The following is an 11,027-nucleotide window of genomic DNA, read 5'->3' on the forward strand; positions in this document are numbered from 1 at the left end:
TATCGCCATCACATACCCCAAATAGCCCCCCTTTTACACCCCTATTCGCAGCATTGGACACTCTACGCAAACGCATAATAGTGTCGATAACATTATCATCGTAGGTATTTGTCACTGTGAGCGATCTGTATACCGCCGAAGGCACAATGGATAAAAATTCCCTGTGGCAGCGCTATGTTCCGTTAGTGCGCCATGAAGCCTTGCGTTTACAGGTTCGCCTTCCCGCGAGCGTTGAGTTGGATGATCTGCTGCAAGCAGGAGGCATTGGCCTGCTGAGTGCCGTTGAACGTTTTGACTCTTTGCAGGGAACCGCCTTTACCACCTATGCCGTGCAGCGCATCCGAGGCGCGATGTTGGATGAGTTGCGCAGCCGGGATTGGGTGCCGCGCAGTGTGCGGCGTAATGCGCGGGAAGTGGCACAGGCGATGCAACAGGCGGAACAGCAACTTGGTCGTGCGCCTACGGAACAAGAAGTGGCGCAGTCGTTGAACATTACGCTGGAAGACTATCGTCAGATATTGCTGGATACCAATAATAGCCAGCTGTTTTCTTACGATGAATGGCGTGAAGAACACGGTGACAGTGCTGAAGCGCTTCTGGAAGGCAATGAAGAAGCGAATCCGCTACATCAGCTGATGGAAGGCAGTTTACGCCATCGCGTGATGGACGCTATCGAGAATTTACCCGAGCGTGAGAAATTGGTACTGACGCTCTATTACCAGGAAGAACTCAACCTGAAAGAAATTGGTGCCGTTCTTGATGTGGGTGAATCTCGAGTCAGCCAGTTGCATAGCCAGGCGATAAAGCGACTGCGCGCGAAGCTTATGCAGGAACAGTAGCCACTGCGTGCAGGAATAGTGTTATCAAAGGATATCAGGCTTTACGCATAAGCATGTCTTACCGCGTCATTGGCAAATAATGTCGCCGTTGCATGTTGGTCTGCGTAAAAAGGATATCCACTCTCATGGAATGGATTCATGCTATCTTCACCGCGAAAAAAACAGCTTCTTAGCCGCTATCTGAAAGACTTCAAACACAAGCAAACCCATTGCTCAAATTGCAGGAAACCCCTCGACCGTGTATCGCTGGTGTTTCGCAATCAGCTTATTAATAAAAAAAGTTTGGGTGATTTCGATCGCTTAATTGAAGAGGATGTATGGCTGTCGCTACAAGATGAACTTATTCCGGTGTGTCGATTTTGCAGCGAAGTTTTTTGTAACACACACGCCCGTTATTTCAAGATAAAGGATTTTACCCAGTATCTGATCGACCAAACGGATGTGCGCCACAGCACCATGCGCGAATACGTTATCCGGTTGCGACGGTTGGATGACATTTTGCTGGCGAAGAATCATCCCGAAGAGACGTTTTCACCCACCAGTGTGCAACAACGATTAGGGGAATATTTACCCGAGAAAGAGCACATGTTGTATCGCAGTGCGTTGCGTAAGTATGACCAATATCTCTCCTGGCAACGCCTCTATTGATCTTTTTTGGATGCTGAACTCGCTGGGTTAGCGTTCGGCATCTCGCTGTGCGCCAGGCGGGCAGGGCGGTGTCCTTGCCTGCGGCCGTGTTCGGTTTTTCTCAAAAAAAGTTCAGCGGTAAAAGTCTGCAACGGCAAAGGGTTATATTTTCTGTCATAGATAAATGTTATGGAACTGTAAAAAACGCTTGCCAACACAGGGCATTTTATTGCAATGTCATCTTACTGACATCAACCTGCGTTATTTTTTCCGGGTGATGATCGGGTGTTCTAATACGGTCAATCATTATTCCGTGGAATAGTTGTTGCTACAGTGAGGAACGCACATGGTAATGTCCTTTTGGGGACCCAATCAGCAACTTCTGACATGTCGTTTTCAATATCACCTCTGTTGTCGTCGTCATCAAACGCGATGGTTGATAAAGGGAGGTGAGGGGCTAACTCCCCGTGTGAATTTCTCCCGTAGCCTATCTTGTCTTTATTCTGCTCTACGACTTCATCTTTTTTTCACCCTCGCGCCCCTCTTGCGGGACGATATTATCGTCCGCCGCCGTTATTGGCGGTGCGCTACTCATGTCTCCAGTATCGGCTTAATAAGGAAGCCAACCTCGTTTGTGAGTGAAACGTCACGCACAGTGGTTATGTGCGGTAAGTGAAACAAACTGTAAGGTGCCACTATGGGAAGACAAAAAGCAGTGATCAAAGCGCGTCGTGAAGCTAAACGCGTTATTCGTCGTGATTCACGCAGTCATCGCCAGCGTGAAGAAGAATCGGTCACTTCTCTGGTTCAGATGGGGGGCATTGAGGCTATCGGTATGGCGCGAGAAAATCGCGATACGTCACCGATTGCCGCGCGTACCATCGCCCAGGAGCATTACTTGTCTGCAATAGAAAATAAACAGTTAATCTTTGCCACCGGTGAAGCAGGGTGTGGCAAAACGTTTCTCAGTGCGGCCAAAGCGGCTGAAGCGCTGATTCATAAAGAGGTTGAAAGGATTATCGTTACCCGACCGGTGTTACAGGCTGATGAGGATCTGGGTTTTTTACCTGGCGACATTACTGAGAAGTTTGCTCCCTATTTCCGCCCGGTGTATGACGTATTGCAGCGCCGTCTTGGCGCATCGTTCTTGCAATACTGCTTGCGTCCAGAGATCGGAAAAGTGGAGATAGCGCCGTTTGCCTATATGCGCGGGCGTACATTTGAAAATGCCGTGGTGATTCTTGATGAAGCACAGAATGTCACGGTGAATCAGATGAAGATGTTCCTGACCCGTCTGGGCGAGAATGTCACGGTGATTGTCAACGGGGATATCACGCAATGTGATTTGCCCGTCGGAGTGAAATCCGGTTTGCAGGATGCATTGGATCGTTTTCAGGATGATGAGATGATCGGCATTGTTTCTTTCCGTGCATCGGATTGCGTTCGCTCACAATTGTGCCAGCGCACGCTCTTCGCTTATAACTGATACCTTCTGCCGTCAACGTAGAGGATTACGTTGACGGCAGCCCTTCCTTCCCCGCTGTTCGGCCTTACGCTCGCCACTGATCTCCCCCTGAAACGCCAGCGTCTTTTTTCTGTCATCACGCCGTCGCATTGCTTTCTTACCCTACGGATTCCGATATAAAGTCCCAAAGAGGATGCCCGTATGTTTATGTCTTTCCTGCTTTATTGGCAGGCGGTTTTTACACGCCTGTCCTCCCCACTGCGTTATCTCGCGTTGCTGCTATGGCCGCGTCGGGTTGCACAAAACGCCTCTCGTGAATTACGCGGAGCAGAGTGATGAACCGCTCGGTTGATATCACGGTTAGCGGCCTTTGTTTTCATATTGCGCAGCAACCGATTCTGCGTGACATCGATCTGCATGTCCCTGCCGGTACGGTACTTGCGTTGCTAGGGCCATCCGGCTGTGGCAAAAGCACGCTGCTCAAACTGCTGGCAGGACTGCTGCAACCGACGGATGGCAGCATTGACTTCGCGGGGGTTCGGGTCGCTGAAGCGCGTTTTAGCGCACCGCCGGAGCAACGTGATTTAGGCATGGTGTTTCAGGATTATGCGTTGTGGCCGCATATGACGGTGCGTGAGAACGTTGCCTTTCCGTTGAAGATGCGTGGCCTTAATGCAACGTGCCGCAAAGAGAAAACGGATGCCGCGTTGGAGCGCGTTGGGCTGCACGCCTTGGCCGATCGCTATCCTTCCGCATTGTCGGGCGGGCAACAACAGCGCGTCGCGTTGGCGCGTGCCGTCGTGGCCGAGCCTCGAATCCTGTTGTTCGATGAACCGCTTTCCAATCTTGATCGCGATCTCCGCGAATCACTCAGTAAAGAGATGTCGGTGTTACTTCGTCAGCTAGGCACGACAGCGGTGTACGTCACGCACGACCGCGAAGAGGCGAACACCATGGCGGATGCGATTGCCACCTTATCCGCCGGTCAACTGGTCTCCGTTTCCACCTTAAATGCAGAGTAGGGGAGTTATACGATGAACATGAACACAATACACAGCAGCACAGTTTATCTCAGTAAAACGTTAACATCAGGAGTATTAACAGGTATGGCGCTCTCTTTGGTCATGGCAAGCAGCAGTGCGCTGGCATTGACGGTGTATACCGCAGGGCCAGGATCGTTAAGCAGCAAGCTGGCTGCCGGGTTTGAAAAGGAAACCGGTGTTAAAGTCGATATTTTTCAAGCCACCACAGGCAAAGTCATGGCCAGGCTTGATGCTGAACAAGCGAACCCGCGCGCGGATGTGTTGATCTCCGCCTCGTGGGATACCGCAACGGATTTGCAGCAGCGCGGCTGGCTGCTGCCCTATGAAAGTAAAAATGCAGCCCAGGTGCCTGCACCGTTTAAAACCCCGTATTACGTTGCTCAGGGCATTTCTGCGTTGGGCATTGTGTGGAACAGCAAGAGTGGTACGCCAGAGCCGAAAGATTGGCAGGATTTGGCACAGCCCGCATTCAAAGATAAAGTGACAACCCCCGATCCTGCCCTTTCAGGCGCGTCGTTAGACCTGATTATCGGTTTACAAAATGCACAAGGTGAGAACGCTTGGAAACTGTTTGATGCCTTGAAGAATAACGGCATGATTGTGGCGGGCCCTAACGCGCAAGCATTGACGCCGGTGTTGCAAGGGGCCAAGGCCGCCGTGTTTGGCGCGGTGGATTATGTGGCCTATAACAGCGTTGAGCAAGGTGAGTCGATCAAAGTGATTTTCCCCACCAGCGGCACGGCAATCGCGCCGCGTCCGATGATGATCCTGAAAAGCAGTCAGCATCAGGAGCAGGCAAAAGCCTTTGTTGATTATGTACTCTCACCCGCAGGGCAGGAGGCCGTTGCAGAGGCCTGGTTGATGCCTGCGCGTCAGGATATTGATGCCAAACGCCCCTTGTTTAAATCCCTGACGTTACTCCCGGAAGGTGATGCCGCCAGCACCTCACGTAACGCTATTCTGGCGCGCTTTGCGAGTCAGTTCGGGCAACGTTAAGGATTAACAGCGCCAGCGCAACGCTGGCGCAGGAGTAAAACATGAGAGGTTTTGCATTATTGCCACTGGTGACGGTGGCAATACTTTTCGTGCTGGTGGGGGTTCCCGTTATCTTTGTGGTGCTGCAAGCCGTTTTCCCGTGGCTTGATGAAGGCTCGATGCGTGAACCGTTGAGTGCATTTGTTACCGTGGCGCAGGATCCGCGTATTGGACCCTTGCTCTCGAATACGTTCGGCATTGGTATCGGTGTGGCGTTGCTGAGTGGCTTATTAGGGGTAACGCTAGGCACCTTGCGCGGGTTGTTCCATATTCCCTGTGCTCGAGTGTGGGATTTGTTATTTTTAATCCCCTTTTTGATCCCTCCGTATATTTCGGCCCTGTCATGGATGCTTGCCTTGCAAACGCGCGGCTATCTGGAACAGATTTTCTCATTCAAGTTTAATGCGCTGCTGTTCTCATTGCCGGGCATGGCGATAGTGATGGCGTTGAATATTTTCCCTGTTGTCTACTTTGCCGTCTCGCGCAGCATGGCGAGTCACGGTGGGCGCCTTGCGGATGTTGCCCGGGTACATGGCGCGGGTCCGTGGGCCGCCTTTTTTCGTATTACGTTGCCGCTGGCATTACCGGCGATTGCGGCCAGTTGTCTGCTGGCGTTCGCGCTGGCCATCGAGGAGTACGGTGTGCCTGCCGCGATTGGTCCGCATGCGGGGATCCAGGCATTGACCACCGGCATTGAGCAACGCCTTGCCGATTGGCCCATCGATCTTTCCGGTGCATCGGTGCTGTCGTTGTTGCTCGTTGCGTTGGCATTGACAGCCTATACGGTTCAGCGCGCCCTCACGGCGGGAAAAGACGTTGGCACCATTACGGGAAAACCCGCCGCTATTGTTATTCGCGAGCCGGGGCGCTGGACGCTGCCCATCGTGGCGCTGTTCGCCGGCGTGGCACTGATTGCGGTGGGCATTCCGGTGAGCGCTATGCTGGCAACCGCGTTTTCCGGCACGCTATCCGGTGGGTTATCTGCAGACAATGTGACGCTAAGGCATTTCAGTGCCGTGCTGCACAATCAGAATCAGGCACTCACTGCGCTCTCCAGCAGCATGGGATTGGCAAGCGGTACTGCACTGCTGACGGGGGTTGTTGGTACGCTGGTGGCCTGGCTGGTGACGGTAAGACGTGTTCGCGGTGCAGCGCTATTGGATGGCCTCTCGCTGTTGCCTGTGGCGCTTCCTGGCATTGTGGTTGGCGTGGGGCTGATATTGGCCTGGAACCGAAGCTTCTGGCCGGTTACGCCCTACAACACCTGGGCGATTCTCCTGCTGGCATACAGTTGCCTGTTGTTGCCTTATCCTATTCGCTATGTGAGTGCGGCATTACGTCAACTTGGCCCTAACCTGGAAGCTGCCGCACGCGTTCATGGTGCCTCAACGTTGAGGGCATTGCGCTACGTGGTGGCTCCGCTCGTCTTCCCGAGCTTGCTGGCGGCGATGTTGCTGGTGTTTGCCATCGCCGTCCGTGAACTGGTGACCTCATTGCTGTTGGCACCGGCAGGCGTACAAACCACAGCGATCTTTATCTGGCGACAGTTTGAGCAGGGGTCCGTAGGGCAGGGAATGGCGATGGCAACGGTGGCAATGACGGTAAGCCTGGCAACGATGCTGTTGGGGATTCATGTGTATCAGCGTTTTCAGCCGGGGGAATAAGAATCTGGCTGTAGGCTAAAAGCAAAAACGCCCCCGATTGCTCAGGGGCGTTCTTTTATATGGCGGTGAGAGAGGGGTTCGAACCCTCGATACACTTTCGCGTATACACACTTTCCAGGCGTGCTCCTTCAGCCACTCAGACACCTCACCGGGGGTTGCCGTTCAAGGGCAACGGGGCGGTACTATAGGGAGTCGGCCGCTTTCGGTCAAGCAGAATTTTATGGATTTCACGCATCTGATTACACAGTGAACGCTTGAGGTGGAACCGCCAAGATTGGAGGCGATAATACAGCTATCGATAGGGGAAAAGCGCGTATTAACGCACAAAAAAACCGCAGGCGTTTCCACCTGCGGCTGATTAATCGATACCGCAACTTTCCCTATAGGGAAATTATGCCAGCAGCGATTTGATAAAGCTGGTCAGTTCTGCATCTTTGCTGTTGGCAAAGAAGTATTCCTGGAATTTAGCACCAGAAATAGCACCTTTAACCAGATCCTGGTCCAGACCTTTCAGGATGGAGATCAGATCGTTATAGGTAACTTCTTTCACGGCGTCCAGGATCTTCTTGTTGCGCTGTTGCGGAACAACACGGTCGCTCGGGTAACCACGGCCACCTTCTTCTTTGAACAGTTGAGTGAACAGGTTTTCCAGGTTCAGCTCAGCACCCCAGCCGAAGCCTTTGGCATACGGCAGAGAAACGGCGTTACCGTTGTTGATCTGGGAGAACAGGTACGCATCGGAAGGGTCAACAACCAGACCACAGATCACGCCCGGGAAAGAGTTACAGGCCAGCATCGCGCCCTGACCAGTACCGCAACCGGTTACCACGAAATCAGCAGCACCAGAGTTCAGCAGGATAGCAGCCAGAATACCGTTCTGGATGTAGGTCAGTTGTGCAGCGTCATCAACGGCGTACTGACCGTAGTTGTATACGGTGTGACCTTGCGGTGCAACGGCTTTAGTCAGCGCTTCGGCAATGATAGCGTTCTTGGCAGCCTGGCTGTTCTCGTTAATCAATGCAATTTTCATGTTCGTTCCTTTATTGTGACGGACAACTACAAATACTAAAACACTATTTCATTTCGATGGGTGCAGTATACCTTGTCAAAAATAAAGCGCAAATCATCCCAGCAACTACAAATACTAAAACACTATTTCATTTCGATGGGTGCAGTATACCTTGTCAAAAATAAAGCGCAAATCATCCCAGCGCAGAATTGCTTTTGCAGTGGCAAAACCGGGCCTGTGCCACATTTTCATTGTTATACATTACCTGACAAACAACCGGCACAAGAGGCTCTACTATGCATAGATGCAGGTACTGCTCGCCTGACGAGCACAGATGATAATGATACCGACATCGGGGAGATGGCAATGAGTCAATGGATGCAGCAGATACAAACGCTCCTGGGGGCAGCAGGAGCAAAAGCGGGCTCGGCAGCGAGCAGTGCCAAAAATGGCAATCTGGGTGATATGCTCAAACCTGCGGCGTTTGGCGGATTGGCGGGGGTGTTGCTGGCGAACAAATCCACCAGAAAGATGCTGGGATCTCTGGGTAAAAATGCCCTGATCATTGGCGGAAGTGCCGCGGCTGGCGTTATGTTGTGGAACCAATATAAAAAGCGCGTACGCGATACCCACGTCGAGGATGCCGACTTCGGCGCGCAGTCATCCAGCGACAACGTGCGTGCCCGTCGCTTGATCATGGCATTGGTTTTTGCGGCCAAGAGTGATGGACATATCGATGCCACAGAGCAGCAACGCATAAAAGAGAACGTCAATGAACTTCAACTGGGTGCAGAAGCTGAAACCTGGATACAAGAGGCTATCGATCAACCGCTGGATCCTGCGCTGTTAGCACGTGGCGTTAAGAATGAGGATGAAGCGTTGGAGGTTTACTTCTTAAGCAGTGCGGTGATTGATGTCGACCATTTTATGGAGAAAAGCTACCTTAATGCGCTCGCACAGGAGCTGAAAATTCCGGCAGACGTTTGTGAGTCAATTGCTAATGAAGTGCAGAGCAAGCGGGCCGCATTGTAACGGCGTGGGAGAGGCGTGGACGGTGCGAAAACCGTCCACATGTTGCGATTAGAACGCGGTGGTATCTTTGAACAGGCCCACTTTTAATTCGTCAGCCGTGTAGATCTGTTTTCCATCAACCAACACTTCACCATCGGCAATGCCCATCACCAAACGGCGATTGATAACGCGCTTGAAGTGAATACGGTAGGTGACTTTTTTAGCCGTTGGCAAGACCTGTCCCGTGAATTTCACTTCACCCACGCCCAGCGCACGGCCTTTACCTTCACCGCCCAGCCAGCCGAGATAGAACCCGACCAACTGCCACATGGCATCCAACCCCAGGCAGCCAGGCATTACTGGATCGCCGATAAAGTGGCAACCAAAGAACCACAGATCGGGCGTAATATCCAATTCGGCTTCGACGAAGCCTTTGCCATGATTACCGCCGTCTTCCGTCATTTTGACGACACGGTCCATCATCAACATGTTTGGGGCAGGTAACTGCGGGCCTTGAGGGCCAAACAGTTCACCGCGGCTAGAGGCAAGAAGGTCTTCTTTCGTATAAGATTCGCGTTTATCTACCATATTCTCAGTAAGCCTTATTCTAGTGAAGCACGCAGGTTAGCTTACACCTGTAAGCTGAGCAACCCAGAAACATCTGGTTAAACCAGTTTCTCACCGAAAAAACCACGGGAAGCGGCGTCGTTCCGGCGGTGAGAATTGTGCAATTCGCTCTTTTATCAAGCCCAACAGATTTGGCTGTTGTTCATCGTCATAGAGCATGTTGGTTAATAACGTGATGGCTTCCGGCACCGTTTCCACTGGAATGATATGGAACTGCCCGGCACGAACGGCCTCTACCACATCGGCATTCAGACTCAAGTGACGAAGATTGGCCGCAGGAATAATGACACCCTGATTGCCGGTGAGTTCTCGGCGCTGGCAAATTTCAAAGAAGCCTTCGATCTTCTCATTGACGCCGCCAATGGGTTGCACGCGGCCAAACTGATCGACCGAACCGGTGATCGCGAGTTGCTGATTAATCGGTTGCAGTGACAAGGCGCTGATTAATGCGCACAGCTCGGCCAACGACGCACTGTCGCCATCCACTTCGCTGTAGGATTGCTCAAACACCAGCGATGCAGAGAAGGGGAGCTGCTGCTCAAGTTCCAGTTCAGAAATCAGAAATGCCTGCATGATCATCATGCCCTTGGCGTGCAAGTTACCCGCCAGCTCGGCTTTGCGATCGACATCCGTAAATTCGCCATCGCCAGGGTGAACAACGCAGCTAATGCGTGTGGGCTCACCAAATGCCACCGGATGACCGGGGTATTCGAGTACCGAGAGTCCGTTGATTTGACCAACGACTTCGCCTTCGGTTTCGATCACAATCTGACCCAGCTCAATTTCGTCATGCATACGCTCAGCCAGATAGCCTTCGCGCCAGCGTTGGGCGGCGATCGCCTCTGTGATGGTCTGGGCAGTGATAGACTCTTCTTGGGCGTATATGGCAATGTGCTTGAGCTGATGCGTAAGCCATTGCGGGCAAAGCGGTAAGCTGCCCTGATCACCACTGTAACGCACGGCTAATTGCAGCAGTGAAGGCCAGGCATCCGCCGCGAGTAAGGGGAGATGATTGGCGGTACATAATGCATTAATGTATGCACACCAGCGCGACATATCATCTTCGTCGATCAGCGGCAATTCGGCTTCAAATTCACCGTAAACCGCCAAGTCACGCAGATCGGGTTCAATATCGTGCAGGTCGCCAAGGCTTTCGCGGTCGCCAACTACGATCAACCGTATGTTTATTGGCATCGGCGGAATAGCGAGAGGTAAAGGGCGGCGTTCATCGGGGGAAAGCCAATGGTACTGGCCTTCTGCAATAATTTGCTTCAGGCGTAGCCACAACAAAGGTTGTGCTAACAAGGTGCGTGCGGTCAGGATCAACGTGCCGCCATTGATACGGTGTAACAAGCCGGGTTGCAGGCTAATGCGTTCCTGAAAATAGCGGACACAGCCGAATAACTGTTCTGCTTCGATCCATGCCTGGAACTCACATACCTGCTGAGCCGCGAAATTATCGTCTAATTGTTGTGCAGGCTGAATGTCAACCCGGTCGTGCTCAATACGATAACGGCTACCGCGCGGGGCTGAGATCGGTGGGCATAAATGCCTTACCGCCCCTGTAATGAGTGCGAGGTAATCATGGGTCTCTTCTGCCTTCACCAACATATAGGACGACGGTGAACGCGGATGGCAAAATACCTTCAGGCTATCCGCCAGCCGGGGCTGAAGCGCAGCAAAATCCAGCGATTCAAGCTTGTCTGC

11 protein-coding genes and 1 tRNA gene are annotated in these 11,027 nt (G+C 52.4%); 8 read left to right on the forward strand and 4 right to left on the reverse strand.

Annotation, left to right across the window (positions count from 1 at the left end):
* The first annotated feature begins 116 nt into the window (after window positions 1–116).
* The 7 genes from J5224_RS22075 to J5224_RS22105 all read left to right on the forward strand — a co-directional run bounded on the left by J5224_RS22075 (window position 117) and on the right by J5224_RS22105 (window position 6,673).
* Window positions 117–839: an RNA polymerase sigma factor FliA gene (locus J5224_RS22075; RefSeq protein WP_264627398.1), complete on the forward strand. Its 723-nt coding sequence runs from the start codon at window positions 117–119 to the stop codon at window positions 837–839.
* 138 nt (window positions 840–977) lie between these two features.
* Window positions 978–1,487, forward strand: coding sequence for a flagella biosynthesis regulatory protein FliZ (fliZ, locus tag J5224_RS22080; protein ID WP_264627399.1), 510 nt, complete (start codon window positions 978–980; stop codon window positions 1,485–1,487).
* Window positions 1,488–2,163: 676 nt separating this feature from the next.
* Window positions 2,164–2,952, forward strand: a complete 789-nt coding sequence (gene phoH / locus J5224_RS22085) for a phosphate starvation-inducible protein PhoH (protein ID WP_264627400.1) — start codon at window positions 2,164–2,166, stop codon at window positions 2,950–2,952.
* A 180-nt stretch (window positions 2,953–3,132) separates the two neighbouring features.
* A complete protein-coding gene (locus J5224_RS22090) occupies window positions 3,133–3,267 on the forward strand; it encodes a hypothetical protein (RefSeq protein WP_264627401.1) in 135 nt (44 codons plus the stop codon).
* A complete protein-coding gene (locus J5224_RS22095; RefSeq protein WP_264627402.1) occupies window positions 3,267–3,953 on the forward strand; it encodes an ABC transporter ATP-binding protein in 687 nt (228 codons plus the stop codon). Before J5224_RS22090 ends, J5224_RS22095 begins: the two co-directional genes overlap by 1 nt.
* 18 nt (window positions 3,954–3,971) lie before the next feature.
* On the forward strand, window positions 3,972–4,970 hold the full coding sequence (locus J5224_RS22100; protein ID WP_264627408.1) for an ABC transporter substrate-binding protein: 999 nt from the start codon (window positions 3,972–3,974) through the stop codon (window positions 4,968–4,970).
* A 41-nt stretch (window positions 4,971–5,011) separates the two neighbouring features.
* The gene (locus J5224_RS22105) at window positions 5,012–6,673 is read left to right on the forward strand and encodes an ABC transporter permease (RefSeq protein WP_264627403.1); all 1,662 of its coding nucleotides are present in this window, start codon (window positions 5,012–5,014) and stop codon (window positions 6,671–6,673) included.
* Window positions 6,674–6,733: 60 nt separating this feature from the next.
* On the opposite strand, the gene J5224_RS22110 is transcribed toward J5224_RS22105, so the two are convergent.
* Together J5224_RS22110 and J5224_RS22115 are read right to left on the reverse strand one after the other, a co-directional pair.
* Window positions 6,734–6,823 (reverse strand) — tRNA-Ser (locus J5224_RS22110).
* 241 nt (window positions 6,824–7,064) lie between these two features.
* Entirely contained in the window at window positions 7,065–7,703 is a 639-nt protein-coding gene (locus J5224_RS22115) for an RpiB/LacA/LacB family sugar-phosphate isomerase (protein ID WP_264627404.1), read from the reverse strand.
* Window positions 7,704–8,048: 345 nt separating this feature from the next.
* On the opposite strand from J5224_RS22115, the gene J5224_RS22120 reads away from it, so the two are divergent.
* On the forward strand, window positions 8,049–8,714 hold the full coding sequence (locus J5224_RS22120) for a tellurite resistance TerB family protein (protein ID WP_264627405.1): 666 nt from the start codon (window positions 8,049–8,051) through the stop codon (window positions 8,712–8,714).
* A gap of 48 nt (window positions 8,715–8,762) precedes the next feature.
* On the opposite strand, the gene fabA is transcribed toward J5224_RS22120, so the two are convergent.
* Together fabA and J5224_RS22130 are read right to left on the reverse strand one after the other, a co-directional pair.
* Entirely contained in the window at window positions 8,763–9,281 is a 519-nt protein-coding gene (gene fabA / locus J5224_RS22125) for a bifunctional 3-hydroxydecanoyl-ACP dehydratase/trans-2-decenoyl-ACP isomerase (protein WP_264627406.1), read from the reverse strand.
* Between the two features lie 90 nt (window positions 9,282–9,371).
* Window positions 9,372–11,027 (reverse strand): Lon protease family protein (locus J5224_RS22130; RefSeq protein WP_264627407.1); only part of this gene is annotated, 1,656 nt, incomplete at its 5' end.

This window comes from Candidatus Symbiopectobacterium sp. NZEC135, assembly GCF_025962695.1.

What these genes read in the sequence shown, in the direction of transcription:
- phoH (WP_264627400.1), top strand. Translation starts at nt 2,164, where the DNA reads ATGGGAAGACAAAAAGCAGTGATCAAAGCGCGTCGTGAAGCTAAACGC.
- J5224_RS22090 (WP_264627401.1), top strand. Translation starts at nt 3,133, where the DNA reads ATGTTTATGTCTTTCCTGCTTTATTGGCAGGCGGTTTTTACACGCCTG.
- fabA (WP_264627406.1), bottom strand. Translation starts at nt 9,281, where the DNA reads ATGGTAGATAAACGCGAATCTTATACGAAAGAAGACCTTCTTGCCTCT.
- J5224_RS22120 (WP_264627405.1), top strand. Translation starts at nt 8,049, where the DNA reads ATGAGTCAATGGATGCAGCAGATACAAACGCTCCTGGGGGCAGCAGGA.
- J5224_RS22115 (WP_264627404.1), bottom strand. Translation starts at nt 7,703, where the DNA reads ATGAAAATTGCATTGATTAACGAGAACAGCCAGGCTGCCAAGAACGCT.
- J5224_RS22100 (WP_264627408.1), top strand. Translation starts at nt 3,972, where the DNA reads ATGAACACAATACACAGCAGCACAGTTTATCTCAGTAAAACGTTAACA.
- J5224_RS22095 (WP_264627402.1), top strand. Translation starts at nt 3,267, where the DNA reads ATGAACCGCTCGGTTGATATCACGGTTAGCGGCCTTTGTTTTCATATT.
- fliZ (WP_264627399.1), top strand. Translation starts at nt 978, where the DNA reads ATGCTATCTTCACCGCGAAAAAAACAGCTTCTTAGCCGCTATCTGAAA.
- J5224_RS22105 (WP_264627403.1), top strand. Translation starts at nt 5,012, where the DNA reads ATGAGAGGTTTTGCATTATTGCCACTGGTGACGGTGGCAATACTTTTC.